The organism is Marinobacterium sp. xm-g-48, assembly GCF_013282925.1.
Taxonomy (GTDB): domain Bacteria; phylum Pseudomonadota; class Gammaproteobacteria; order Pseudomonadales; family Balneatricaceae; genus Marinobacterium_E.
Genome location: NZ_WBYQ01000001.1, coordinates 126,190 through 150,988, shown reverse-complemented (window position 1 = coordinate 150,988; position 24,799 = coordinate 126,190). Strand labels below are relative to the sequence as shown.

Genomic DNA, 24,799 nt, shown 5'->3' with positions numbered 1-24,799 from the left:
GTTGTTTATAGGTAAGAATACCTTGGGAACTGGCGATCAAGATCTTCAGTTCTTCAATCAATATAACAACTTGAGTCTTACGCAGAGTTTCGTTCTGTTACAAAGTGTGACAATGGAAAACGAAGCTCAACGATCAAACCGCCCCCTTCACGATCAAGCAGCTCAATACTGGCACCGTGCAGCTGCGCAATCGACTTAACAATGCCCATACCCAGACCGACATGAATCGATGAGGGCGCTTTATCGATGCGATAGAAGGGCTCAAAGACTCGCTGCTTTAACTCATCACTGAGACCCGGGCCTCGGTCACACACCTGCACCACCAACTCATTGTCTTCCGGCTCTTTATGGCCAAAGATCTCGACTCCACGCCCGTAGTGCAACGCGTTATCGATCAGGTTAGTAAACAGGCGTTCAAGCGAGAGACGGCGACCCTCTAAGACAAACTCATCGGGCAGTGTCGCAGAGCTGGGCAGCCCTTCGATCTCTGCACTGGCAAGGGCTGACTCAATCACCTGTTTCAGATCGATCTGTTCGCTGTTCTCGTGAATGGCGCCATCTTTAATCATCTGCAAGGACGCTTTGACCAGCAGATCGACGTTCTCGATGTCACCAATCAGGTTATCGCGCAGTTTATCGTCATCAATCATCTCAACCCGCAAACGGGCGCGTGTCAGCGGGGTTTTCAGGTCATGGGAGATTGCGGCAAACAGCTTCTCGCGATCGGAGATAAACTTCTCAAGCCGTTGCGCCATCTGGTTAAAGGCACGAATGGTTGTCTGCATCTCCCGGGTACCCTCGGCCGGAATCAGGGAGGGCGTTTTACCGCGCCCTAGGGCATCCGCCTCACGAGCTAACCTTCGCAAGGGTCGAACAATACCGGCCACCAGCAGGGTCACCAAAACAACCACGGTCAGTGTCACTGCTAATAAAGAGACCAACCGCTCAGACTCAAACAGAGTACTGCCCATGAAATCCCCACCAGGGAATACCGTGGCCAGATAGACCCACTCGTCCGGGTTTAATTTAAGCTGCACAACGACGACGGGGCTGTCATCACCGGGATCTAACAGGGCAAACCGCTGCCATTTGGGTGGCAGCTGCACCATCAGGTTGTCATCAGAGAGAATGCGAAGATTCGAAAACGCAACGAACTCAACCGCAAAGTCTTCGGATTTATAGGCTAACTGGCGGGCTGCATTCTGTTTTACACGCTCGCCAACAAGCTGCTGTAGCTCAGTGTTGGGCAAGGTCTCTAGATGAATTTTTTGACTGTTAATCGAGACAAAGTAGCGCGTACCGCCCATATCGCGCAGCTGATCGAGCACGATGTGACGATATTCACGCGGTAGTTTAGAGAAGAACTGAATCGTCTGACCTATGCGCGCGCCCATCACTTCCGAGATCTCAACGAGACGTTCGCGTTCTGCCTGTTGAATCTGGCGTGTCCAGACATAAGAACTGACCGCCTGTGCCACTAAGACACCGATGATCAACACCAGAGACATGCGTGCAATGATCGACTTAGGCATCAGCCGATCGCGTAGGCGGGACCAAAAACCGATCATTTTAGAACCAGGTGGTACCCTTTGCCGCGAATAGATTTGATCGTCTCATCCTCGCTGAAGGGGGTCAATTTGGTGCGGAGACGACTGACTAAGGTATCAATCGAACGATCTTGCGGAAGCGCCGCATGCCCCTTAAGCTCCATGCTGAGCTGATCACGGCTGATGACACCGTCATGGCCATGCAGTAGCGCCAACAGATCAAACTCAGCCCCAGTCAAACTAAGCGCTTCACCATTGACTGACACGGTTCGTTTCGCCCTGTCTAACAGTAGAGTAGAGCTAGCAGTTGGTGATTCGACGGGGGCGGATCGACGCAGCAGCGCTTTAATGCGAGCCAACAATTCGCGAGGGTTAAAGGGTTTACCCATGTAATCATCTGCACCCAACTCAAGACCCAGGATACGATCCACATCGTCACTGGCAGCGGTGAGCATAATGATCGGCAAGTTGGAGTCCTGACGCAGAGTACGACAGAGAGCCAGTCCATCCATGCCCGGCAAACCGACATCAAGAATCAACAGCTCGGCAGCACTGTAGTCGCCCTCAAGCAGCGCTTCAGCCGACTCAAACGCAAGTACCGTGAAACTGTTTTTCTCTAAGTAATCCGAGAGCAGTGAGCGTATCTCGTGATCATCATCAACGAGTGCAATGACAGGCATGTAGGGTAACTTCCTAATTGTTATCTTTTTACTCTAACGAGAAACACTTACGAGAGCTAGCCTTACTAAGTTCACCACCAAATTACCGTTGGAGCGATCTTGCAAAGGTCGCGATTCTTTCAATCCCCATTCGCCTCATCTTCGATAAGGCTCCAACTAAGTGCATTGAAGGGGTACTGCACGTACTGTTGGAGCGGTCTTAAAAAGGCCGCGATGCTATTTGCTTTCAACAAAAAACCCCATAGCCTAGGCGATGGGGTTTTTTAATCATTGGGTGATTAGCCTTCTAGCGTACGAGCTCTTTCAAACATGTAAGGCACCGTCGTCATACCAGCCAGTACTACCGCACCCAAGATCAATAGAGGCGCAACAGCTGCCATGCCCATTGATACTAGCAGAACCGCTGCTGCCACGTAGACGGCTGCAAGGATAAGCGCCAGTGAACGTTTCAAGGTCACAGCTACAGCCACGGCACCCAACACAAGCACGAGAAGCGACGCGAAGGATTGCCAGTTGCCAGACACAATGGCTTGTAGTTCAGCCACAGCCGGCGCATCCAGTAGGCGAGCCGTTTGGTTAGCCGCAAGATCAAGTCCAGCTGCTTGCATTGCCACCATGCTGTTGTGCTCATGCAGTGAAATCGCCGAGCTGATCAGTGCAGAACCCGGTGTTAAGCAGGCAAACAGAGCAAGAACCAGAGCCACAACACCCAGCATACGCTGAACTTTAACCGCTGATTTAGATTGGCGAACAATATCCAATCCAACGGCAACCAAAATGATCAGACCCAGTACCACCATCTGCCAGAAAGTCTCTAGCTGAGCCAGGGTCAGACCGTTATTGATCAGTTTCAGAAGGATGACACCCATGAAGGTACCGATGATCGTACCGCGGCCACCAAACAGAGAGGTACCACCAATAACAACCGCAGCAATGGCATCCAGCTCCCACATCTGGCCGTAGTCAGATTTTGCATAAGGCGCGCGACCTAGGAAGAGCATCGCACCCAATGCAGCGCCCATCGAACAGATTACGTAGGTGTAGAGAGTGTAGAGACGCGTATTGATACCCGCTTGGCGAGAGCCCTGTTCGTTACTACCAATCGCATAGATGTATCGACCCAAACGCATGTTGGATACAACGACCGCCAACAGAATGAAGAAGACGATGAAGATGATCATAGACATCTGGAAGGTACGGAAGAAGTCCATCCAGTGCTCGTTCACGAAGGCGCCAATCGACTCCATAAAGCCGCTCAGTTCACCCGCTTTGTAATCAGCACGAAGTTCGGCAAAGGGGTTGTAGCGACCAAATAGGTCGAACGTTTCAGGTAGCTTAGGTGTTGCACGCGCATCCGTTGAAAGGTGTGCCGTACCACGCCAAATCGAAAGACCCGCCAGGGTAACGATAAAGGCCGGCATCCCGAGATAGGCGACCAACGTGCCATGAATAATACCCACTAATGCACCCATCGCTAGGCCAGACATGATCGCTAACCAAGGTGGGAAACCCCAGTAGCTAACAATGTAACCGGTGACCGCTGCGATTAAGCCCATAACAGATCCAACCGAAAGATCGATACCTGCCGCAAGAATCACCAACGTCATACCACCCGCAACAATACCGATAGCGGCTGAGTTGTTCAGAATGGTCATTAAGTTAGTGGGATGGAAGAAGGGTTTACCATCCGTTACTAGCTCAATGGCTAGAGCAAGAATCAGAATCGCCAGCAGTGCGCCAGACCACTCTTTACGGAAGAAAGAAACCGTAACGCCGATCGCTTTATCTTGAAGGCTTTTAGAAGTCATTATTCAGGACCGTTTGTTTTAAACAGTTAAAGAAGAGATCGGGCTAATGCCCGATCTCGACGGAGTGTAAGTAAAACTTACTTGATACCTACTAGGTCTTTGTAAGCACCTGAAGTAGATGGAGTCACTAGGAAGAAACCAGTGTCGATGCGTGGTGATACATCTTTACCCTGTGATGCAGCAACCGCAGCTTTGATGCCTTGGTAACCCATCTGGTAAAGCATCTGAGCTGTGTCAGCGTGTACCCAACCTTTATCCATCGCTTCGATTGCGTCAGTTGCGCCGTCGAAACCAACCAGTTTGATGTCACCTGCGCCTAGGCCAAGGTTTTCCATCGCTGCTTTAGCACCCATAGTGCCGCCGTCCCATGCGTTAGCAACCATTTTGATGTCGCTGCGTGAGTTTAGGATCGCTTCAACACCTTCCTGAGCTTGGTTAGAGTCCCACTCAGTTGGTACTTCTAAGATTTCAGAGTTTGGGCGAGCTGTTTTGAACGCTTCAACGAAGCCGTTACGACGCTCTTGGCCAGTAGACTGAGCTTGGTTACCCGTCACGTAGATGATCGCATCGCCATCGTTGATCAGAGTTGCTGCAACAGCACCCTGTACTTTAGCCACTGCGTAGTTGTCTGTAGCAACGAATGACGTCACTGCAGCGCCTGATACGCCAGTATCGATTGCAACAACAGGGATACCTGCATCCATTGCATCGTTTACTGCTGGAGCAACACCTGAAGAGTCAACTGGCGCGATACCGATTGCATCCACACCCTGTGCTACTAGGTTTTCGAACACTTCTAGCTGGCTTGATAGGTCGCCTTGGAATGCTGGACCTACAGTTACTAGGTCAACGCCCGCTTCTTGAGCTGCGTCTGCTGCACCCTGGTTGATCATCATCCAACCTGAGTTTGTTGCTGATTTAGTGATGTAGCCGATAGAACCTGCGTATACAGAGCCAGACATAAGTGCGCCAGCAGCCATTACGCTAAGCATTTTTTTCAATTTCATGTGTAGATCTCCACATTTGTTTGTTTTTGTTTTCGGCGGTCTATTTCGATGCCTAACTGCGATCTTCTAATACTTTATAGCGCCCTGTCAATAATTAAATTGAATTGATTTAATTATTGACTCGCTATTAATTGTTAGTCATATTTAGTCACATTCAAATAAAGAGAATTTTCGTTCAGGAGTCTTAAAGTGTCTCAAAAAGTCTTAGAGATCAGAGGGTTAACCAAGCACTACGGCGGTGTACACGCGCTGAATGATGCGGACTTTGATCTTGCTCCGGGTGAGCACGTAGCGATTGTTGGAGATAACGGTGCGGGTAAATCGACCTTCGTTCGTAACCTAACCGGTGTAGAGCAACGCACTCGCGGTTCGATCAAATTCTATGGTGAAGAGGTCAACTTCGACTCTCCTCTTGAGGCTCGCGATGCTGGTATTGAGACCGTGTATCAAAACTTGGCACTGGCAGATGAACTAGACGTGCCAGCCAATATCTTTTTGGGACGTGAAAAGACCAAATTCAATCTTGGCCCATTCAGCTGGATGGACAAGAAAGGGATGCGCCAAGAGTCAGAAGCACTGCTTGAAAAGACCGGCGTTAAGATTCCTGACCTAAGCCAGTCCTTACGTGGCATGTCGGGTGGTCAACGCCAGTGTGTAGCGATCAGCCGTGCAGCGGGCTGGGGTGAGAAGTTGATCATCATGGATGAGCCAACCGCAGCTTTGGGTATCCAAGAGACCACGCGTGTTGAAAACATTATTCGTGGCTTAAAAGACCAAGGCATTCCCCTAATTTTGATCAGTCACAACCTTCGCCAAGTCTTTAACCTTGTGGATCGCATTATTGTCTTCCGCCAAGGTCGTATCGTTGGCAACGTTGTAGCGGCTGAAACGACCGGCAACGAGATCGTCTCGTTGATCACCGGTGCAGCGGATCAGGGTGTCCACGAAAACGCGAGTTACATCTAATTATGCGCAGCGCTTCGGCTTCTCAACGCGCCTCTGGTTCAAACCAGGTCGGTGTTCGCCAATACAATGAACGACTCATCCTCTCGTTAATTCGTGAGCATGATGCGTTGACGAAAGCCGAAATTGCCAAAGCAACCAACCTTACTCCACAAACCGCATCAACGATCATTAATCGATTGATGGAACAGGACCTGTTAATCGCAGGCACTAAACGCCGCGGCGGTTTGGGACAGCCTTCTACCCCCTACGCACTCAATCCTGAAGGGGCGTACAGTATCGGTGTCAAAATTGGCCGCGCCTCGTTGGAGGTGCTGTTTATGGATATGACAGGGAATATTCGTACCCGCATATCGCACGAATACCCCTTCCCGACGCCTAAAGAGGTCTATGCCAAGATCGAGCAGAGCATCAACACGCTTCTTGAACCTCTTGACGAGATGCAACGCGATCGCGTTACCGGTGTTGGCCTGGCAGCGCCGTTTGCGCTGGAAGGTTGGGGCGATGAGCTAATTGAAGCGAAAGAGGCTTTAGCTGAGTGGGCGAAAATCGATCTGCTCGAAGAACTAAAGAAGGTCACCGACCTAGATGCGGCCATGCTGAACGATGCAACAGCAGCTTGCCTAGCCGAGCTAACCTACGGTAATCCGCAGAGCTGGGAGAACCTACTCTACTTCTACGTGGGTACGTTCATCGGTGGTGGTGTCGTTCTTAACGGACAGATTCTTCCAGGCAGCCATGCCAATGCCGGTGCACTGGGTTCAGTTCCGAGCGCCAATGGCAAGCAACTGATTCACTATGCGTCACTGCACCAGCTTGATAAACGATTGAAATCAGAATCGATCGTGGCGGATTTTGCCAATCTATCGGAAACCCTAGAACAGGATGCCTGGGCTCTGTTTACAGAGTGGGCTGACAACGCAGCACCCTACATTGCCCAGACTATTGCGGCAGGTGCTGCCTTTGTTGATCCAGACGGAGTCATCATTGATGGACGCCTACCGGCGGTCGCGACACAGTACTTAGTACTGGCTATCAACCGTGCTTCGAGCGATGTGAACTGGGAAGGTCTCAACAAACCCCCGGTAATCGCAGGCAACCTTGGATTTGAAGCCCGCGCGTTAGGCGGTGCTCTACTGCCGATCTACTCTAACTTTGGCTTAGATAACCAAGCCTTCCTTAAGGCCGCTCAGTAGCAGCTAAAAGGTTGGAGCGATCCTCCGCCCCCGTGGGAGCGATCTTGCAAAGGTCGCGATTCTCTTTCAAACCTTTCGCCTCATCTTCGATAAGGCTCCAACAAAGAGCGTTCGTTGGAGCGGTCTTAAAAAGGCCGCGATGTGCAAAACCTGCATCGCTTCCTCTTCGAGAAAGCTCCAACAAATACTCAGCGAAGATCAAAGCAACAAATTCGTTTCATACTCACGCAACGCCGCCTGGGCTGCAAAACGAATGTGAGCATTCGCTTCACCGTAGGCCTGATACCCACCGATACGCTGCACAACTTCAAAGAAGACACCCTGTACTTCACGCGTGTAGAAGTGCAAAAACTCACCCTCATCATTCGCATCATACAAAATATTAAAGCGCTGTAACGTCTCAATACGCTCAGCAGAGAGACCAAACTTACCCTTAATTTCACGGTAATAGTTGTTGGGTACCGGCAACACCGATTCCGGATTGACCTGCGCTGCAAAAGCCAAAATATCCTCACACTCAAATGCGATCTGCTGCATACCGGCACCATGGGTTCGCTGAATAAAGCGCTGCGGTGACGCCTGACGAGCCTCAGTCATGTTGATTGGAATCTTCACCTGCCCGTTCTGACTAGAGGCCACTCGACTGGTCACTAGGCCATAAATGTCAGGCAGATCCTGTACCGGTGTAATGTCAAAGTTGAACACTGATTTATAGAAGAACGCCGCCGATAGGAAATCGGTATTGGTAACAGACTGTGCCATATGATCGACGCGCTTAACGCCCACTTTGGGTAGTTCTACTCCCTCGACCGATTCAAAATCGACATCAAAGAAACGGAACTTCTTATGACGCTCAACCAGATAGACCAAACTGTCTCCAACACCGCGCAGCGCTGGAATATTCAACTCACCTGGGCCTGCTGTGTTATTGAAGCGTTTGATTTGATACTCGTCTGCCTGTTTCAACGACTCTTTGACACTCGACGTCGTCAGTGCCAAAGCACAAACTGATGCGCCGTGCAGCTGGAAGTGCTGGTGAGCTTGGCTGGCAGGCTCGCGGTTAAGCACAAGGTTTATATCACCCATCTGCATCAGACCGACATCTTTAGAGAGGTGTTTGTGCGTCTCTTGGAAGCCTAATGAATTCAACATAGAGACGATCGATTCACCCTCTTCACCAGCAATCGCAAACTCAATGAACTCAACGTCAGTAATCTCAGCTTTAGGCGTTTCATCCTTGCACTGCTTATCCAACCAGATCAATGAACGCATACCATCTACTGCACGCTCTTTGGCAGGAGAAGCACGGAACTCATCATTGAAGATCTCGTGCGAAACGTAGTCATCAAAGCCTTTGTCACACAAGACTTTCATGAAATCAACGACCGGAAGATCACCCTGACCCGGGAAGCTGCGGTAGTGACGGCTCCAACTCATCAAATCGCTCAAGTGCATCACAGGCGCATCGGCCACCTGAACCAAGGCGATTTTATCAACAGGAATCTCATCGCGCAGACAGTCGAGCGTATTACCTCGAGAGAACATGTGGAAGGTATCAAGGTTAATGCCCAGCGCAGGATGATCGGCACGCTTTACCAGATCCCAAGCATCCTCATAATCAGCGATGAAGCGCCCCCAAGAGAGCGCCTCGTAACCCATAATAAAACCTTCTTTTGCTGCCAGCTCAGCCGCTTCGTAAAGGTCCGCAGCACAGCGTGCACGATCATCACTGGCATGAGGAGAGACACTAGAGCAGCACAAAATTCGTTGAGTGCCCAGCTCATGCATCATCTCGAATCGACTCTGCATGTGATAGAACTTTTGACGCTTTAACTCAGCAGGCAGACCTTCCAGATCACGAAACGGCTGCAGCGCTAGAATATCCAAACCTAAGTCATCGGCAATCGACTTCACCTCACGAGGTGAACCAGCAAACTGAATCAGGTCATTATCAAAAATCTCAACCGCATCAAAACCCGCATCCGCAGCGGCTTCAAGTTTGTTTGGCAAACTGCCAGAGAGAGTAACGGTAGCAATGGATGTTTTCATAATGAGGACTCACATTGGGTTACTTTGAACCAAACGGTTCAAAACTATGAGTGCATATTAGCAAATACCATTTAAATTAATAAATAGTATTTAATTGATTAGATATAACTTAAAGGAAATTTATCTTTTACGAATCAAGGTAAGCAGCAAAAAGACGCTGGCGGTCATGCCCAAGAAAACCTGCGCCAGCGCTTCCAATCCGACACTAGAGACTATAAGCCCCAAGGAGAGTGGCATAACCACTAAACCAACTCCGGCAGCAGAGATCTGCATGCCGATCAGGTTGGTCACATGCGATTTTGGGACTCGCTTTGAGGTGGTTGAAAGCAGTGCTGGGAAGGTTGGTGCAAAGCCAAGGCCGACCAGAGCAAGCCCATAGACCCCACCTGGTCCACCTATTTGAAGGGTGAACAGAACCAAGCCAATCAGTGAAAGTAACAGACCGTAGAGCGTCAGGTTCATCTCACCTAACTTGGGCGCAAGTAGGCCCGCAACGATTCGACCAAGGGTAAAAGATCCCCAGTAGATCGTTACCCAAAGCCCCGCTGTTGCAAGCACTACACCGCGGGATTCGGTCAACAGGGTAAATGCCCAAAAGCCCAATCCAATCTCTGCCGAGGTATAGAGAAAAAAGGCCAACATACTTAGCCATGCCGCCGGTAATTTTAGCGTGGCGAGCATGCTGGCATTGCCCTGCTCTTCCGTTTCGCCAGCGTCAGGCTGATCACTCCATAAACCGCGATAGTGGATAAAAGCAGAGAGCATCAATAACATCAAAAACGCGACCAACAAATAGCCAGGCCGCCACAGACCTGTCATGGCCAGCGACAAGGTCATGATGGCAGGACCTAGGGTGACTCCGACACCAAAACTGGCATGCAACCACTGCATGATACGGCTTGAGTAGTGTTTCTCTACATAGGCATTGAGGCCCGCATCGATACCACCACCGCCCAGACCGGCAATCAGTGCGACAAAGGGCATCCAATACCAGTCAGGCACAACCATAAACAGCACCAATGCGATGACGGTAAGCGAAGCACTTTGAATCAGCAGGCCAGCCAGCCCAATACGATTAACAATCGCACCGATCATGAAACTACTTAGAGCATAACCAACGGTTCCGCCGGTCATAATGATTCCGAGACGATCCAGAGTGGTTGAGAACTCATCGGCCATAGTGGGCCAAGCCACACCGAGCAGCGCATCAGGCAGGCCTAAGGAGATGAACGCGATAAAACAGAGAATTAAAAGAAGGCGGCTAGGATGCATGTAAAACTCACTAAAAAGAGCTTCAATCTAGCGAAGCTGTAATGAAGTTACCAATCCAAAATATTCTTAAATATCAGTTGGCGACAAAGCGCAGGATCATCTCTTGTACCTGCTGATTAAGATGACTTTGCCCCTCTTCCGTAAATAGATCGTTGCCAAAGGCTGCACTGAAGGTTGAGCGGTTTGAGTTATTGAAGAAACAGGCTGAACTGATCAACCAGTGAAGCTCAATGACACTGATGCCCGATCGAAAAACACCCTCCTCAACACCTCGTTGGTAGATCTCGCCAAGCCGATCGATGGCAGGGTTGTTAACCTCCTCAAACGCCTCTTTTGCGATCAGATTGCGTCCCTCGTGAATGTTCTCAATCATAACCAGGCGAATAAACTGCGGATTGTTGCGCTGATGTTCAAAAGTGAACGCCACCAGTGAGCGAAGCGCCTGCTCGGGATTGAGATCATTCAAATGCAGCTGTTGCTCGCCCAAACGGATATCTCGGTAGGCAGCCTCAAGAACGGTACGGTAGAGCTCTTTTTTATCGCCAAAGTAGTAGTAGATCATCCGCTTGGATGTATCGGTTTTTTCAGCGATCACATTGACCCGCGCACCGGCATAGCCTGAGGTGGCAAACTCTTCGGTGGCGACACGCAGGATATTGGCTTTAACTGCTTCAGGATTACGTTTTTTTGCGGCTGAACGGTTCGATGTAGAAGGGATACTCATTTTACTTTTAACCAAACGTTTAAAAAACGGTTATAAAGGTTCTAACAAATTGTTTTAACCAAATAGTACAAAAAGCTTGAATGCCTGTATAGGGCTATGGCAAATTTGCACTACTTAGTTTTAACCAAGTAGTACAAAAGCTAAGAGCAAGACAATAAAACCAGCTTGCTTGGGGTAGGTGGTTTTAGACATCTTGCTACAAAAAATCTTGGAAACGTCATCTCTAGGCGTGAAACGATAATAAATTGGAGAGCCCAATGAAAAAGGCGATGCTAAAAACTCTTGTTGCTACTGCTGTAGCCGCTGCTTCTGTTTCAACTTTTGCAGCACCCACTATCAAACTAGGTCACGTTGACGGCGCTGACTGGCAGACATCTAAAAAAGGTGCTGCTGGTGTCATCTTCAAAAACATTGTTGAAGGTGAGACAGATATCAAAGTAGAACTTTTCCCAGCAAAAGCTCTAGGTAACGAAGGCGATCTAGTTCAGCAAGCACAGGAAGGCACTACGCACATGGCGATCGTTTCTGGCGCTATGGCTAAAATCTGTAAAGAAGCTGACGTTCTAAACATTCCTTACACATTCTCAAACGCAACGATCGCCTGGGACGTACTTGACGGTCAGTTTGGTCAAGATCTTGCTGCACACTGTCTAGAAGAGACTGGCCTACGCACACTTGCATACGGTGAGACAGGTTTCCGTAACTTCACTAACAACGTTCGTGAGATCAAATCTCCAGCAGACATGAAAGGTCTTAAGTTCCGCGTTCAGCCAATCCCTCTATACGTAGAGATGGTTGAAGGTCTTGGCGGTGAACCAACGCCTATCGCTTGGTCTGAACTTCCAAACGCACTTACAACTGGTGTTGTTGACGGTCAGGAAAACCCTGTCGGCACTATCTACAACAACAACCTTCACAAGCTACAGAAGTACATGGTTCTTGATGGCCACGTTTACGCTGCTGACTTCATCGTAATCAACGACGAATTCTTCCAGTCTCTAAGCGCTGCTGAGCAGGACATCATTGCTAAAGCCGCTCGTACTGCAGGCCTAATGGGTCGCGCAATTCAGCAGTTCAACACGGCTGAAGGCGTAACGAAAGTGGTTGCTGAAGGTATGAAAGTACACTCACCAACAGCTGACGAAATGGCTCAGTTCAAGAAGCTTGCACAGCCAGCGGTTAAAGAGTGGCTTGCTAAAGAGCTAGGTAGCGATGAGTGGATCGCTAAACTAGACGCTGCTGTAGAAGCTGCTTCTAAGTAATACTCCAAACCTCTTCAGGTTTGCACGGCTCCGACCATCCGGTCGGAGCCTATTTCTCAAAAAACTTATAACTGTCGGTATGACTTATGCACACTCTATTGCGTAAGGTGACCCGCTTCGTCGGTACCTTTTTTGCAGCAGGTTCAGCCATCTCTATGGCTTCAGTGTTCCTGATCATCTTCATAAACTCAGTACGCCGTTACACCATCGGAGAGTCGATCCCATGGGGCGAGGAGTTACCCGTCTACCTGGCAGTCTACGGAATTATGTTTGGCATGGCTTGGGCTTACCTGCTCGATCGCCATGTCTCTTTTGATCTTGTCGCGGGTCTGCTGCCTAAAGCAGCCCACAAACCGATCAATTTCTTTGTGGACCTCTGCATGGTCGTTATAGGTGCGCTGTTGAGCTACTCCGGCTACCTCTTCATGATGAAGCGCGGCAAAGTCGATGCATCCAGCATCCTTTCAAGTGCGCGTGAACTTCGAGATCTATTCGGTATCGAACAGCTTGCGGTTCTTGGGCAGATGTACCCCTACTACTTCGCTATGGTGCTGGGTGGCGCCATGCTTGCAGTAGCAGCACTACTGCGCCTGCTAAATCGAGCTGCGAATACCGATCAACATGAAGCGGAGGGCGCATTCTAATGACTTATGCCATTCTTCTAGGCGGTATCTTTATTGGCCTACCCATCGCTTTTGCCATCATCGCTGCACTGCTCTACTTCATGGCTGTGGGCGAATTCCCATACCACCTTCGCATCGTGGCAACACAGATGTTTGGTGGCATGGCCTCTTACCCACTATTGGCGATCCCTCTATTTATTCTTGCCGGCGAGCTGATGAATGAGTCGGGTATCACCAGTCGTATCATCGCATTTGCGAACGTTTTGGTCGGCAAAATGCGTGCCGGCTTAGCCATGGTGAATATCTGGGCTTCGGTCATATTTGCCGGTCTCTCTGGCTCTGCGGTTGCGGATACATCGGCGATTGGTCGTGTCTTTATTCCAGAGATGGAGAAGAAAGGCTACCCACGTGAGTTTGCTGCTGCCATTACGGCGGCCTCTTCCGTCATTGGTCCGATTATTCCACCATCGATTCCTGTCATCATCTATGCCCTGACTGTGACGGGTGTCTCGGTACCCGCGCTATTCATGGCCGGTGTGGTTCCCGGTGTAATGCTTGCGATCTTCCTTTCGGTCTACGTCTACTTCTTCAAAGGCCACTACGAGAAGCAGGGCACAGAGCACGAACTTGGCGAAAAGCAGAGCAACTCTCGCGCCCTGATCCAAGGGATTATTCCTCTATTGATGCCTGTCTTCGTGGTTGGCTCAATACTGATGGGGGTCGTGACGCCAACGGAAGCGGCCAGCTTTGCCGTGGCCTACGCCCTGTTTGTCGGAATCTTTGTCTTCAAAGAGCTGAAAGTCTCTAAACTGGCCGGTCTTTTCGCCCGAGCGATGCGCGACAGCTCGATCATCATGGTCGTTATCGGTGCGGTTGCTGCTGCTAACTGGTTGATGAACTACAACCGCGTTCCCAACATGATCACTGACTTCGCCTTGGAGTACATGACGGTTCAGTGGATGTTCTTAGTCGGCGTCATCATTCTCTTCTTAGTGGTCGGTCTGTTCCTAGAGGGCATCGCGGCAATGTTGGTACTGGTGCCGATTCTGCACCCAATTGCTGTGAGTCTAGGCGTCGACCCAACTCACCTTGGCATCATAATTATCTTCAACCTAATGATTGGCTTGATCACACCACCAATGGGACTCTGCCTGTTTGTCGCGGACTCCATCGCTAAGGTCGGTATGGCGAAGCTGAGCAAGGTGATTTTGCCGCTATTCTTAGTGGAGCTTTTAGTTCTTATTATTATCACGTTCGTTCCAGATTTGGTGATTGGATTACCAACAGCACTGGGCTTGCTGTAAAGGATGACAGCTATGAAGCAACTTAAACTGGGTTTAATCGGTAACTCAATCTCACAATCGCGTGCCCCTTTCCTGCACAAGATGTTGGGCGATATCTATGGCTTTGATGTCTCTTACGACTTGAAGGATCCGGGTCAAAGTGACAAAGAGGCATTTAAAACCATGCTTCAATCACTTCGTAATGATGGATTTACCGGTTGCAACGTCACCTTCCCCTTCAAATCCATTGCCGTTGAGTTCGTTGATGAGCCCGATGAAGCGGTACGTGAAGTAGGTGCAACCAATACACTCTACCTAGCCAATGGTGCTGTAAAGGCAACAAACACGGATTACACCGGTTTTATTCACGGCTACAAAGCTCAACGTGGTGACAAGCCAGCAGGTGAAGTACTGATGCTAGGCGCCGGCGGTGTCGGACGTGCGGTTGCCTTTGGACTGTTCCATTGTGGCGCAACTAAGCTGAACATCTTTGACCTGAACATTGAAGGGGCTGAAGCGTTAGCGGCTGCAGTACGGGCTAAAGGGTACAACGCTGAGGTTATCTCTAAAGAGCAGCTAGCCGAAACAGCTAAAGCCGCAAACGGTTTGGTCAACTGTACGCCCGTAGGACATTACGCTACACCAGGTATCCCACTTGATCCAGAACTATTTGGTGGCCAAGAGTGGGCGTTTGATGCGGTCTATGTCCCATTAGAGACTGAGTTTTTGACTGCTGCACACGAAGCGGGTTTAGATATCGTCAGTGGCTTTGACCTCTTCTTCCACCAGGGCATTGATGCCTTTGATACCTTTGCTGGCATCAAAGCGGATGGGCATGAAGCGTTGGGACGTTTTATTGAAGAGTTTGATATTCAGAGCACGTTTATTAAATTAAAATAGTTTGCCATCGCTCCGGTGACTGGTTTTAACCAGTCATCCGCTTTATCAGCACCTGCTAATTCTGAGCGTAACAAGAATGCGGATGACAGGCTGAAGCCTGTCACCAATGTTACTCATAATGAGTCGATTACTACTCCGTGGATCAGCTTTATAGAGACCAGCAACAGTCCGACTTCTACTAAGCCAAAGAACCATCGATCCTTCAAAATCTTAGTCAGCTTAGCCCCCATAAAGGTACCCAACAGTGCACTGGGCACCATCCAAAGCGCCAGCGTTAAATCCTCTGTGGAGTAGCCACGAAGCGCTAGGTAGGGTGGCAGTTTTGAGAGGTTGATCACAGCAAAGAAGAGCGTTGCTGTCCCGGCAAACACCAGTTTCTCCAGTTTTTGTGGCAGAACATAGACCTGAAAGGGTGGGCCACCAGTATGGGAGATAAACGAGGTAAAACCGGCAATGGTGCCCCAGATCCAACCGCCCACTTTGGTCGGTTTTTTCGCCTCTTTTACTTGGCGCTTTCCAAACCAGATATAGGAGACAAACGTGAGGCCCATAATACCGATCAGCAGGGCGACAAACTGATCAGAGACAATGGATGCCGTTGCCCAACCAATAAACACCCCTAGCAGACCCGCGGGGATAAGATTTTTCAGATTGATCATTGAAAAGTGTTTTCGATAGAGCCACACCGCCACCATGTCACTGATGATATAGATGGGTAGCAACAGAATGGCACCCGTCATAGGTGACATCACTAGGGAGAGGATCGGCACCGACAACATAGCAATGATGGGCAATCCACCTTTTGATAGGCCAACAAACCAGGCGGCAATCAACGCAATGACAAAGGCTGTACTTCCAAATTCAATCAATTAGGGAAACCTGCACTGAACATAAAGAGCTTCAAAGTATACGGCTCTTTTTCAATCTATGTACAAAAGATGTTGCACTCATGCGGCAGGATCTTAGACTAGGAAGCCTGCGAATAAGTCCATAGCATCTCAGCGAGATCTGAAATGTGTAGATACAAGGCGCTTTTTGCCGCTAATGGCCGTAGTCCTTAGCAAGAAGAGCAACACAGTAGATGCACATTACAGGTCACGCCCTGCGGGGCTTACAGTCAAATCCATCTTCAGCGTTGTGCTTTCTCGACTTAGCCCGCTAGGCCTTCGAAAACACGCCTTGATAATGAATTTGACTGTAAGCCTGAGATGCCATGGACTTGTTCGCAGGCTTCCAAAGCGACCAGTTGTCTGGCAAACAGTTAAGGATAGAACCATGGCAAAAATACTTCTGCTTCACGGCATCAACCACGCAATGTTCGGCAAGCGTGACCCGAAACATTACGGCACCTTTACGCTGCAAGATATCGAATCGGCCGCAGCTAATTGGGCTGCTGAGCAGGGGTGTGAGCTTGAGTGCTACCAGACAGACATCGAAGGTGAGCTGGCACGCAAAATTCATCAAGCCTTTTTGGAAGATGTTGATGCGATCGTTATCAACGCAGGTGCTTGGACTCACTACAGCTACGGTCTCACCGATGCGTTGGCGATATTCAAAGACAAAGGCCCTATCGTTGAGGTGCACATGTCCAACGTTCACGCGCGCGAGGAGTTCCGACATAAATCGGTCTTCTCACAGGTCGTTATTGGTCAGATATCAGGCTTTGGTTTGACCAGCTACAAGTTGGGTATTACCGCAGCAGCGGATGCGCTTAAAGCCTAAGCAAGAATCTGCTTAACCAAATCAAGGCCACCGGCTTCTAATGTAAGCAGGTGGCTTTTTCGTTCCACCCCCCAACGAAAGCCCCCTAATCCCCCGTCAGAACGCACCGCACGGTGACAAGGTATTAAATAGGCATGTCGGTTTTTACCTAGAGCACTACCCACAGCTCGAACCGCTGCTGGCTTACCAACCTCTTCCGCTAGCTGTTTATAAGTCAACACTTCACCTACTTTGCTAACAGCAATCCGCTGCCAGACCGCCTTTTGAAAATCTGTACCAGAGACGATCAAAGGTAACTGACCACCGTTAGTGAGGATGAATTGCTTAAATTGACAGTAATCCTCATTGGGTGGGATGGCCTCTGCATCGACGAAGGAGCTCTCTAAAATTCCCTGTTCGCACCAAACTATTTTAAGCAGACCCGCTGTAGTCTCTTTATAACAAGAGTGTTGGGCCTGTTCAGAAACCATCACATCTGAGTCGTTGATCAGTTTTATCATTTTGTCATCTCGATATTAATCCACAAAGGAGATAGGCCCAACGTTATAAATTGTTAACGCAAACGTCACCAAACTGTCATGTTTAAGGCGTTTAATCACGCTACTAAATTGATAAACGATAAAAAGGTAGCTGCACAATGAATCATAGTGATGCGCTAGTAAGAATGCACCATCGTGGCTTTAACGTTTCTGAGCTTAAAAACCAACCTAATATTGACCGCACCGATCTTGATGCTGCGTTGAAAAAGATCGAACGAGAGCATGAAACCTCTAAAAGAGGTCTAGCTCAACACTCGCAAGCCAGCTTTGCGATGCGACTTTAGACGCTAATTGCTCCAATAGCCCCTCATCTTCGTAGATTAATTGGACTTACACGAACCTTTGGTTATAAACTTATTCGATCGGGCGCTCTAAGCTAAATTTAGCTCCATAAGAGCAAACGAAAGTTCATGAATTGAGGTGGATATAATGAAAAAGACTCTACTTGGCCTAACAGCCGCTGCTCTTATGGTTCCTGCAACTGCAATGGCTGAGCGTGATGGCGCAACTGTATACAACACATACTGTCTAGCTTGTCACATGGTTGGCGTTGCTGGCGCTCCTAAAATGGGTGACGCTGCAGCATGGGCTCCACGTGCCGCTAAAGGTATCGATGCGCTTCTAGCGACTGCTAAGACGGGTATCAACGCAATGCCTCCAATGGGTACTTGCATGGATTGTTCTGATGCTGAACTTCAGGGCGCTATCCAACACATGCTAGATTCCTCTAAATAAGTTTTAGACGTCTCTACAAATAACCGGCCTAGTGCCGGTTTTTTGTTTTCTGGCATACAATAGCGGCTCTTAAAAACTCTCGGGGTACAGCTTGTCTGATCTAATCTGGTGGCAATACCTTCTCATTGCACTCATCTTTGTCTGGAGCGGCTTTGTTCGAACCGGCCTTGGCTTTGGTGGTGCCGTACTCGCCCTACCGTTTCTGCTGTTAATCGTTGATGATCCCCTCATCTTTCTGCCCATAATCGCCGTGCACCTGCTCATCTTTTCAGGGGCTATTACGCTGGGGAATCATTTCAAAGCGAAGCGTTTGGGAACCAGTGGGCTCAAAGAGAATGTCGATTGGCCCTATCTGAAGAAAACCCTAAAAGTGATGATTATCCCGAAGCTGATTGGGGTATTCGGGCTCTTAACACTGCCCAACGAGATCATGTCTGGGCTAATTTTTGTCATCGTCATCGTCTATTCAATTGGTTACATTCTTAATAAACCCTTTAAAAGCAACTCCGCTTGGATCGATAACCTCTTCTTAATGCTGGGAGGCTATGTCAGTGGTACTTCTTTGATTGCAGCGCCACTGGTCATGGCCGTCTACGCTAGCCATGTCGCTAAAGAGCAACTGCGCGATACTCTGTTTGTTCTCTGGTTCATTCTGGTGGTTATCAAGATGGGATCCTTCTTTGTCGTAGGCGTCGATCTGCAGTTAATCCACCACCTCTGGTTGCTGCCCTGCGCATTCATCGGCCACCTTCTTGGGCAAAAGCTGCACCGCTATCTGGTCAAGACCGATTCCGCCCGTTTCTTCAAAATTATTGGCACAGTACTGATCATTACCAGCACCATAGGTATTGCACGGACCTTTGCTTAAGGACAGGGTATACTACAAAACTTGTTCGCAGGTTCCCTAAATTTAAGGACTGAGTAATCATGGCAGAAAGCAAACAGACAACGGACTTCGAAGGCTCCCTAAAACGGTTAGAAGCCCTGGTTTCAGAGATGGAGAAGGGGGATCTCTCTATCGAAGAGGCACTAAAATCCTTTGAAGAGGGGATCAGCCTGACCCGCGAATGCCAAAACATTCTGCAATCGGCCGAACAGAAAGTCGTGATGCTAACAGAGCAATCCGGCGAGCTGGTTGAACAACCGTTTAACGAATCTGAACAAGCCTAATGCCGCAACCGATGTTAGCCCTGTACCGACAGAGAGTTGAAGCTGAGCTCAGTCGACGTTTAGCTGAACGTAACGGGATTGACCCTAGCCTTCATCAGGCGATGCACTACAGCCTGATGAATGGAGGCAAGCGCCTTCGTCCCACGCTGGTCTACCTGGCCACTGAGTTACTAGGTGGACAAATTGAGCAAGCGGATACGGCCGCGTGTGCTTTGGAGTGCGTTCACAGCTATTCACTGGTGCATGACGATCTACCGGCTATGGATAATGATGAGCTGCGCCGCGGCAAACCAACCTGCCATATCCAGTTCAATGAAGCGACCGCCATATTAGCCGGTGATGCACTGCTAACCTGGGCATTTGAACTGCTCAGCCAGCCTATTGATGCACTACCAGCGTCCACTCAGTTACAGATGGTTCATACCCTAGCTAGATGCAGTGGTGATCTGGGTATGGTTGATGGACAAGCCTTTGACCTAGGCTCAGAGGGTAAAAGACTGAGTCTAGAGCAGCTGAAAAGCATGCACGCAGCTAAAACGGGCGAACTCATTCGTGCAGCTCTGCGTTTAGGCGCTTTAGCCAGTGGTAATGCTACCGATACGGATCTAGAGGCACTCGATCGTTACGCGCAAAAGATTGGACTAGCATTTCAGATTCAAGATGACATCTTAGATATCGAAAGCACCACAGAACAACTGGGCAAACCCCAAGGTTCTGATGAAGAGAGAGACAAAGCCACCTACCCTGCACTTATTGGGCTTACTCAAAGCAAGCAGTGGTTGAATGAATTGCACCAACAGGCGATTGAAGCTCTAGAAACCTTCGGTGAACGTAACCAGTCATTAATAGCCCTTGCTGATTTTGTCATTGCCCGTAACCATTAATGATTACTGATATCCCCACACAACGTCCTGCGACTCCACTGTTGGACCAGATTGACTCCCCTTCAGATTTAAAAGGGTTGAATCTGGGCCAATTACAGCAGCTAGCGGATGAGTTACGTCTCTATCTGCTCTTCTGTGTCGGTCAGACTGGGGGACATCTTGGTGGCGGACTAGGGGTTGTCGAACTGACACTAGCGCTTCACCAGCTATTAGACACACCAGACGATCATCTGGTTTGGGATGTAGGTCACCAAGCCTATCCGCACAAAATTCTGACGGGTCGTCGTGAGGCGATGCTTAACATACGGCAACGAGAGGGGCTTACTCCCTTTCCCGATCGAGCTGAGAGTATTTACGACTGCTTTGGCACTGGGCACTCCAGCACCTCTATCAGCGCCGTTCTCGGCATGGCGATTGCCGACACACTGCAAGGCAATGATCGTAAATCGGTGGCTGTTATAGGTGATGGGGCTCTGACGGCTGGTCAGGCCTTTGAAGCACTCAACCACGCAGCACATACTGATGCGAATCTACTCGTCATTCTGAACGATAACGACATGTCGATCTCGCCCAACCAAGGGGGATTGGCCACCTATCTAGCCAAGAATCTACGTGAGCAAGCACCCACTAACCCTGTGATGCCTCTATTTGAAGCACTGAACTTTGAATACTCTGGCCCTATTGATGGTAATGACCTGAGCCAATTAATCCCTGCCCTTAAGCAGTCATTGAGCCAAACAGGGCCTCAATTCCTGCATATTAGAACTCGTAAGGGGTTTGGGTTTAAGCCAGCTGAAGAGGATCCGGTCGGCTATCACGCCATCACTAAACTGGAAAAACCATCAGAGATCAGTGCTCCTAATCTGAAATACAGCGATCAGTTTGGCCAATGGATCTGTGAAACTGCTTCAAGTGACCCTCGAGTAGTCGCGATTACCCCGGCCATGAGGGAGGGTTCTGGCCTTGTGCAATTCGCTGACCAATACCCAACACGTTACTTTGATGTTGCCATTGCAGAACAGCACGCAGCCACCTTTGCAGCCGGCCTTGCGGTAGGTGGGATGAAACCGGTTCTGGCAATCTACTCAACTTTTTTGCAGCGCGCTTTGGATCAGGTCATCCACGATATCGCCCTGCAAAATCTCGACTGTTTGATCGCTGTAGATCGTGCAGGATTGGTTGGGGAAGATGGTCCAACCCACTCAGGTATCTTCGATATCCCAATGCTTCGCTCGCTACCCGAGGTTGTCATTATGACGCCCTCCACACTGGATGAGCAGCAGCAGATGCTGACTCTAGGCTACCAATACAATGGCTGTGCTGTGGTCCGCTACCCTCGAGGCGAAGGCGTTAAGAGCAGAACTCCATTAGCGTCCTTAGCCATGGGTCAAAGCCGGTTGGTAAGAGTTGGCAAAGGTGGCGTCATACTCAACTTTGGCCCTCTGTTACCCATTGCCGAGCAGGTCGCTGATCAGTTGGATCTTGGCTTAATCGATATGCGCTTCGTCAAACCACTCGATGAAGCGATACTCAAAGAGCTAGTAAATACTTACTCTCACTTTATTACCCTCGAAGATGGGGCTATTGCGGGCGGAGCGGGCAGTGCTGTGAATGAGTGGCTAGCTAACAATGGCCAAACTTTATCTTGTCTTAACCTTGGCATTCCCGATCGTTGGATTGAGCATGCGACTCGGGATGAACAGTTACAAGATGCCGGCTTAGATGCTGACTCAATTCGAGAGCAGATAGAGCACTTTCTACAGACCTAAAAAAACCCCAGCACTGCTGCTGAGGTTTATCAATGCACCAAATCAGTACCAACCTATGCCATTAAGCATCCGGTTTGAAATGCACTTCGCTCATCATATGACCGAGTTTACCCATTTTCGTCTCTAGGTAGTGCTCGTTGTAGCGGTTCTTACCGACTTGCAGTGGCACACGCGACGAGACATTCACACCATACTCTTCGAGTGCAGCGACTTTACGCGGGTTGTTGGTCATTAAGTTAACGCTCTTAACACCGATCGCATCCAACATTGGCTGACACATTGAGTAGTTACGCATATCAGCGGCAAAGCCTAAGCGCTCATTGGCCTCTACCGTGTCACAGCCAGAGTCTTGCAGGTTGTAGGCTTTGACCTTATTCAAAAGACCGATACCACGGCCCTCTTGGCGTAGGTAGAGCAGAACGCCTTTGCCCTCTTCGGTAATGCGCTTTAGGGCCTCTTGCAGTTGAAAGCCACAGTCACAGCGCAAGCTGAACAAGGCATCACCTGTTAGACACTCTGAGTGCATGCGGGCTAGAACGGGTTCGTCACCTGCAACATCACCGTATACCAGCGCGATGTGCTCTTTACCGCTCTCGACCTCTTCGAAACCAACCATACGGAATACACCCATAGGCATTGGCAATTTACATTCCGCTATCAGTTTAATATCCAAAATCTTATCCTCAATTCGATGCATCCTTGCATCTTTACCTCTGAATTAGTGAAAGGTATTACGACCAGATCACTAAAGCAGATTGCTATACAGCATAGTTTACCGCTTGCACGACCCCTAGCGCCATCAATCCAGCCAATAGATCATCCAACATAATGCCTAGGCCACCCGAGACGCGTCGGTCTGCCCAGCCTATCGGCCAGGGCTTCCAGATATCGAATAGACGGAACATCACAAACCCGAACACGACCCACTCCCAGCCCGTCGGAAGCGCAATAAAGGTAATCCATAGGCCAACAAACTCATCCCAGACAATGCCGCCATGATCATGAACACCCAGATCGTCTGAGGTTTTGCCACACAACCAGCAACCCAATAAAAAGGTCACCAACATTAATAAAAGATAGGGTATCAGTGCCCAATCGTTGAATAGGTACCAAATAGGAATGGCCGCAAGCGTACCGACGGTGCCGGGTGCTTTTGGCGCGGCACCACTGCCCAAACCAAAGGCTAAAAAGTGAATGGGGTTTCGCCAGATACTGGCAGGCGCTCTATTCATGTTCGTTTCCAAAATGGTTGAAACCCAATGAGGCAGGCAGAGGCACAGGTTCGCCCGATTTCAACAGTGTGATCCCTGTTTGTTGTGTGATCTTGCCTACTAGAGTCAGGGGTAGTGCTAGACGTTCACTGATTTGTTGAAGTTCAGGCACTCTATCCTGTGGAAGTGTAAAGCAGAGTTCAAAATCCTCACCGCCTGAAAGCGCCCATCTCTCTGCCAAATCTGGGGCAAGATCTTTAATGTCGGCTGATAGAGGTAGTGACTCAGTATGGATCTCTGCCCCAACACCCGAAGCGGTTAATAGATGCCCAAGATCCGCTAATAGACCATCCGACACATCCACGGCTGAATTCGCAATTCCACGCAGCGCCTCACCCAGCGCAAGTCGCGCGGTTGGGCGATAGTAGCGTTCAAGTAGGTAATCAGACCCACTTTCACACTCAGCAGTTAATAGCGCTAATCCGGCTCGGGAATCGCCTAGAGTGCCGCTGACCACAATGGCATCGCCAGCTTTAGCACCGCTACGTTTAAGCGCCATGCCTAACGGAACCTCTCCATGCACCTGAGCCGTAAACACTTGTTGTTGCCCTGAGGTGGTATCCCCGCCGACCAATATCAGTGAGTAGTGATGACAGGCCTCTGCTAAACCTTTTGAGAAGGCTGCTAACCACTCTCGCGTAGGCCCATTCAGTGTACAGGCAAGTGTCAGCCATTTGGGGAATGCCCCCATTGCCGCCAAGTCGCTGACACTACTGGCAACTAATCGCCACGCCAAATCTTCTGGATCGATGTCCGGTAGAAAATGAACACCTTCAACCAGCGTATCGACAGAGATAGCGAGTTCGGTATGGGGACTGGACGTTAACAGAGCGCAATCATCACCAATGCCGAGTTGAACACTGGGATGATCGCCACTGATGGAGTCAAAATAGCGGCGAATCAGATCGAATTCGCCTGGCATTACTTACCGCGGTTGGCTTTGATCTCGACAGCGCGGACTTTTTGCGCCAGCTTATCGAGGACGCCATTAACGTACTTGTGGCTCTCGGTTGCCCCAAAAATTTTCGCCAACTCAACGCTCTCGTTGATAGCGACTTTATAAGGGACTTCGATACGATTGATCAGCTCATAAGCACCGATACGAAGTACGCTCACTTCCACCGGATCTAACTCTTCGACGTTACGATCCAGATAGATGTTAAACGCTTGATCAAGCTCTGCTTTTTGCGCATTCACGCCTTGCAACAGTTCAGAGAAGAGCGGTACATCGGTTTCACTCATGTCGTTGTCGACACGAAAATGAGCCTCTACCTCATTCGTTGGGTTTTTTGTCAGCTCTTGAGAGTAGAGTGCCTGCAGCACAAAGCTGCGAGCGTTGCGACGCTTCTCTGTATTAGAGACTTTTTTGCGCTTAGGAGCCTGTTCTTCGCTCAT

Annotated in this window: 26 protein-coding genes; 13 read left to right on the top strand and 13 right to left on the bottom strand. The window is 49.5% G+C overall.

The features are described 5' to 3' along the window. Nucleotides 1-77: 77 nt before the first annotated feature. The 4 genes from XMG48_RS00730 to XMG48_RS00715 form a co-directional block, all read right to left on the bottom strand. Nucleotides 78-1,568 carry an ATP-binding protein gene (locus XMG48_RS00730; protein ID WP_217363795.1) on the bottom strand — a complete coding sequence of 497 codons (1,491 nt, stop codon included), beginning with the start codon at nt 1,566-1,568 and terminating at the stop codon, nt 78-80. Next, nucleotides 1,565-2,227 carry a response regulator transcription factor gene (locus tag XMG48_RS00725; protein WP_173480156.1) on the bottom strand — a complete coding sequence of 221 codons (663 nt, stop codon included), beginning with the start codon at nt 2,225-2,227 and terminating at the stop codon, nt 1,565-1,567. Before XMG48_RS00725 ends, XMG48_RS00730 begins: the two co-directional genes overlap by 4 nt. Before the next feature lie 278 nt (nt 2,228-2,505). Next, nucleotides 2,506-4,035, bottom strand: coding sequence for an ABC transporter permease (locus tag XMG48_RS00720; protein WP_173480155.1), 1,530 nt, complete (start codon nt 4,033-4,035; stop codon nt 2,506-2,508). Nucleotides 4,036-4,112: 77 nt separating this feature from the next. After that, entirely contained in the window at nt 4,113-5,042 is a 930-nt protein-coding gene (locus tag XMG48_RS00715; protein ID WP_173480154.1) for a sugar ABC transporter substrate-binding protein, read from the bottom strand. 189 nt (nt 5,043-5,231) lie between these two features. Here XMG48_RS00715 and XMG48_RS00710 point away from each other — a divergent pair, with 189 nt between their 5' ends. Both XMG48_RS00710 and XMG48_RS00705 read left to right on the top strand, forming a co-directional pair. Continuing rightward, nucleotides 5,232-6,008 carry an ATP-binding cassette domain-containing protein gene (locus tag XMG48_RS00710; RefSeq protein WP_173480153.1) on the top strand — a complete coding sequence of 259 codons (777 nt, stop codon included), beginning with the start codon at nt 5,232-5,234 and terminating at the stop codon, nt 6,006-6,008. Between the two features lie 2 nt (nt 6,009-6,010). After that, nucleotides 6,011-7,201, top strand: coding sequence for an ROK family transcriptional regulator (locus XMG48_RS00705; RefSeq protein WP_173480152.1), 1,191 nt, complete (start codon nt 6,011-6,013; stop codon nt 7,199-7,201). Nucleotides 7,202-7,399: 198 nt separating this feature from the next. On the opposite strand, the gene XMG48_RS00700 is transcribed toward XMG48_RS00705, so the two are convergent. From XMG48_RS00700 to XMG48_RS00690, 3 genes are all read right to left on the bottom strand, one after another. After that, complete coding sequence (locus tag XMG48_RS00700) at nt 7,400-9,250, bottom strand: bifunctional sugar phosphate isomerase/epimerase/4-hydroxyphenylpyruvate dioxygenase family protein (RefSeq protein ID WP_173480151.1); 1,851 nt, start codon at nt 9,248-9,250, stop codon at nt 7,400-7,402. Nucleotides 9,251-9,370: 120 nt separating this feature from the next. Beyond that, nucleotides 9,371-10,522 carry a sugar MFS transporter gene (locus tag XMG48_RS00695; protein WP_173480150.1) on the bottom strand — a complete coding sequence of 384 codons (1,152 nt, stop codon included), beginning with the start codon at nt 10,520-10,522 and terminating at the stop codon, nt 9,371-9,373. Between the two features lie 73 nt (nt 10,523-10,595). Next, nucleotides 10,596-11,246, bottom strand: coding sequence for a TetR family transcriptional regulator (locus tag XMG48_RS00690; protein ID WP_173480149.1), 651 nt, complete (start codon nt 11,244-11,246; stop codon nt 10,596-10,598). Between the two features lie 257 nt (nt 11,247-11,503). On the opposite strand from XMG48_RS00690, the gene dctP reads away from it, so the two are divergent. From dctP to XMG48_RS00670, 4 genes are all read left to right on the top strand, one after another. Continuing rightward, nucleotides 11,504-12,508, top strand: a complete 1,005-nt coding sequence (dctP, locus tag XMG48_RS00685; RefSeq protein ID WP_173480148.1) for a DctP family TRAP transporter solute-binding subunit — start codon at nt 11,504-11,506, stop codon at nt 12,506-12,508. A gap of 86 nt (nt 12,509-12,594) precedes the next feature. Then, the gene (locus XMG48_RS00680; RefSeq protein WP_173480147.1) at nt 12,595-13,152 is read left to right on the top strand and encodes a TRAP transporter small permease; all 558 of its coding nucleotides are present in this window, start codon (nt 12,595-12,597) and stop codon (nt 13,150-13,152) included. Then, nucleotides 13,152-14,435 (top strand): TRAP transporter large permease, encoded by a 1,284-nt coding sequence (locus tag XMG48_RS00675; protein WP_173480146.1) that lies wholly within the window; start codon nt 13,152-13,154, stop codon nt 14,433-14,435. Before XMG48_RS00680 ends, XMG48_RS00675 begins: the two co-directional genes overlap by 1 nt. 12 nt (nt 14,436-14,447) lie before the next feature. Continuing rightward, on the top strand, nt 14,448-15,314 hold the full coding sequence (locus tag XMG48_RS00670; RefSeq protein ID WP_173480145.1) for a shikimate dehydrogenase: 867 nt from the start codon (nt 14,448-14,450) through the stop codon (nt 15,312-15,314). Between the two features lie 113 nt (nt 15,315-15,427). On the opposite strand, the gene XMG48_RS00665 is transcribed toward XMG48_RS00670, so the two are convergent. Continuing rightward, nucleotides 15,428-16,183 carry a sulfite exporter TauE/SafE family protein gene (locus XMG48_RS00665; RefSeq protein WP_173480144.1) on the bottom strand — a complete coding sequence of 252 codons (756 nt, stop codon included), beginning with the start codon at nt 16,181-16,183 and terminating at the stop codon, nt 15,428-15,430. A gap of 406 nt (nt 16,184-16,589) precedes the next feature. Between XMG48_RS00665 and XMG48_RS00660 the strand changes: the two genes are divergently transcribed. Next, nucleotides 16,590-17,036, top strand: a complete 447-nt coding sequence (locus XMG48_RS00660) for a type II 3-dehydroquinate dehydratase (RefSeq protein ID WP_173480143.1) — start codon at nt 16,590-16,592, stop codon at nt 17,034-17,036. On the opposite strand, the gene XMG48_RS00655 is transcribed toward XMG48_RS00660, so the two are convergent. Further along, nucleotides 17,033-17,536, bottom strand: coding sequence for a methylated-DNA--[protein]-cysteine S-methyltransferase (locus tag XMG48_RS00655; RefSeq protein WP_173480142.1), 504 nt, complete (start codon nt 17,534-17,536; stop codon nt 17,033-17,035). The genes XMG48_RS00660 and XMG48_RS00655 overlap by 4 nt on opposite strands. Before the next feature lie 137 nt (nt 17,537-17,673). Here XMG48_RS00655 and XMG48_RS00650 point away from each other — a divergent pair, with 137 nt between their 5' ends. The 6 genes from XMG48_RS00650 to XMG48_RS00625 all read left to right on the top strand — a co-directional run bounded on the left by XMG48_RS00650 (nt 17,674) and on the right by XMG48_RS00625 (nt 22,133). After that, entirely contained in the window at nt 17,674-17,859 is a 186-nt protein-coding gene (locus tag XMG48_RS00650; protein ID WP_173480141.1) for a hypothetical protein, read from the top strand. A gap of 145 nt (nt 17,860-18,004) precedes the next feature. Then, nucleotides 18,005-18,310 carry a cytochrome c5 family protein gene (locus XMG48_RS00645; RefSeq protein WP_173480140.1) on the top strand — a complete coding sequence of 102 codons (306 nt, stop codon included), beginning with the start codon at nt 18,005-18,007 and terminating at the stop codon, nt 18,308-18,310. A gap of 91 nt (nt 18,311-18,401) precedes the next feature. Next, nucleotides 18,402-19,178: a sulfite exporter TauE/SafE family protein gene (locus XMG48_RS00640; RefSeq protein WP_173480139.1), complete on the top strand. Its 777-nt coding sequence runs from the start codon at nt 18,402-18,404 to the stop codon at nt 19,176-19,178. Nucleotides 19,179-19,237: 59 nt separating this feature from the next. Further along, on the top strand, nt 19,238-19,480 hold the full coding sequence (locus XMG48_RS00635) for an exodeoxyribonuclease VII small subunit (RefSeq protein ID WP_173480138.1): 243 nt from the start codon (nt 19,238-19,240) through the stop codon (nt 19,478-19,480). An 11-nt stretch (nt 19,481-19,491) separates the two neighbouring features. After that, nucleotides 19,492-20,364, top strand: coding sequence for a polyprenyl synthetase family protein (locus XMG48_RS00630; protein WP_254443533.1), 873 nt, complete (start codon nt 19,492-19,494; stop codon nt 20,362-20,364). After that, entirely contained in the window at nt 20,364-22,133 is a 1,770-nt protein-coding gene (locus XMG48_RS00625) for a 1-deoxy-D-xylulose-5-phosphate synthase (protein WP_173480136.1), read from the top strand. Before XMG48_RS00630 ends, XMG48_RS00625 begins: the two co-directional genes overlap by 1 nt. 61 nt (nt 22,134-22,194) lie before the next feature. On the opposite strand, the gene ribA is transcribed toward XMG48_RS00625, so the two are convergent. The 4 genes from ribA to nusB form a co-directional block, all read right to left on the bottom strand. After that, a complete protein-coding gene (gene ribA / locus XMG48_RS00620) occupies nt 22,195-22,806 on the bottom strand; it encodes a GTP cyclohydrolase II (RefSeq protein WP_173480732.1) in 612 nt (203 codons plus the stop codon). 85 nt (nt 22,807-22,891) lie between these two features. Further along, a complete protein-coding gene (locus XMG48_RS00615) occupies nt 22,892-23,365 on the bottom strand; it encodes a phosphatidylglycerophosphatase A (RefSeq protein WP_173480135.1) in 474 nt (157 codons plus the stop codon). Further along, nucleotides 23,358-24,326, bottom strand: a complete 969-nt coding sequence (gene thiL, locus XMG48_RS00610) for a thiamine-phosphate kinase (protein ID WP_173480134.1) — start codon at nt 24,324-24,326, stop codon at nt 23,358-23,360. The genes XMG48_RS00615 and thiL overlap by 8 nt, the downstream gene beginning before the upstream one ends. After that, a complete protein-coding gene (nusB, locus tag XMG48_RS00605) occupies nt 24,326-24,799 on the bottom strand; it encodes a transcription antitermination factor NusB (protein WP_173480133.1) in 474 nt (157 codons plus the stop codon). Before nusB ends, thiL begins: the two co-directional genes overlap by 1 nt.

What these genes read in the sequence shown, in the direction of transcription:
- nusB (WP_173480133.1), bottom strand. Translation starts at nt 24,799, where the DNA reads ATGAGCGAAGAACAGGCTCCTAAGCGCAAAAAAGTCTCTAATACAGAG.
- XMG48_RS00720 (WP_173480155.1), bottom strand. Translation starts at nt 4,035, where the DNA reads ATGACTTCTAAAAGCCTTCAAGATAAAGCGATCGGCGTTACGGTTTCT.
- XMG48_RS00730 (WP_217363795.1), bottom strand. Translation starts at nt 1,568, where the DNA reads ATGATCGGTTTTTGGTCCCGCCTACGCGATCGGCTGATGCCTAAGTCG.
- XMG48_RS00660 (WP_173480143.1), top strand. Translation starts at nt 16,590, where the DNA reads ATGGCAAAAATACTTCTGCTTCACGGCATCAACCACGCAATGTTCGGC.
- XMG48_RS00650 (WP_173480141.1), top strand. Translation starts at nt 17,674, where the DNA reads ATGAATCATAGTGATGCGCTAGTAAGAATGCACCATCGTGGCTTTAAC.
- XMG48_RS00630 (WP_254443533.1), top strand. Translation starts at nt 19,492, where the DNA reads ATGTTAGCCCTGTACCGACAGAGAGTTGAAGCTGAGCTCAGTCGACGT.
- XMG48_RS00695 (WP_173480150.1), bottom strand. Translation starts at nt 10,522, where the DNA reads ATGCATCCTAGCCGCCTTCTTTTAATTCTCTGTTTTATCGCGTTCATC.
- XMG48_RS00625 (WP_173480136.1), top strand. Translation starts at nt 20,364, where the DNA reads ATGATTACTGATATCCCCACACAACGTCCTGCGACTCCACTGTTGGAC.
- XMG48_RS00690 (WP_173480149.1), bottom strand. Translation starts at nt 11,246, where the DNA reads ATGAGTATCCCTTCTACATCGAACCGTTCAGCCGCAAAAAAACGTAAT.
- thiL (WP_173480134.1), bottom strand. Translation starts at nt 24,326, where the DNA reads ATGCCAGGCGAATTCGATCTGATTCGCCGCTATTTTGACTCCATCAGT.
- XMG48_RS00670 (WP_173480145.1), top strand. Translation starts at nt 14,448, where the DNA reads ATGAAGCAACTTAAACTGGGTTTAATCGGTAACTCAATCTCACAATCG.
- XMG48_RS00645 (WP_173480140.1), top strand. Translation starts at nt 18,005, where the DNA reads ATGAAAAAGACTCTACTTGGCCTAACAGCCGCTGCTCTTATGGTTCCT.
- XMG48_RS00715 (WP_173480154.1), bottom strand. Translation starts at nt 5,042, where the DNA reads ATGAAATTGAAAAAAATGCTTAGCGTAATGGCTGCTGGCGCACTTATG.
- XMG48_RS00655 (WP_173480142.1), bottom strand. Translation starts at nt 17,536, where the DNA reads ATGATAAAACTGATCAACGACTCAGATGTGATGGTTTCTGAACAGGCC.
- XMG48_RS00705 (WP_173480152.1), top strand. Translation starts at nt 6,011, where the DNA reads ATGCGCAGCGCTTCGGCTTCTCAACGCGCCTCTGGTTCAAACCAGGTC.
- XMG48_RS00615 (WP_173480135.1), bottom strand. Translation starts at nt 23,365, where the DNA reads ATGAATAGAGCGCCTGCCAGTATCTGGCGAAACCCCATTCACTTTTTA.
- XMG48_RS00700 (WP_173480151.1), bottom strand. Translation starts at nt 9,250, where the DNA reads ATGAAAACATCCATTGCTACCGTTACTCTCTCTGGCAGTTTGCCAAAC.
- XMG48_RS00635 (WP_173480138.1), top strand. Translation starts at nt 19,238, where the DNA reads ATGGCAGAAAGCAAACAGACAACGGACTTCGAAGGCTCCCTAAAACGG.
- dctP (WP_173480148.1), top strand. Translation starts at nt 11,504, where the DNA reads ATGAAAAAGGCGATGCTAAAAACTCTTGTTGCTACTGCTGTAGCCGCT.
- XMG48_RS00725 (WP_173480156.1), bottom strand. Translation starts at nt 2,227, where the DNA reads ATGCCTGTCATTGCACTCGTTGATGATGATCACGAGATACGCTCACTG.
- XMG48_RS00675 (WP_173480146.1), top strand. Translation starts at nt 13,152, where the DNA reads ATGACTTATGCCATTCTTCTAGGCGGTATCTTTATTGGCCTACCCATC.
- XMG48_RS00680 (WP_173480147.1), top strand. Translation starts at nt 12,595, where the DNA reads ATGCACACTCTATTGCGTAAGGTGACCCGCTTCGTCGGTACCTTTTTT.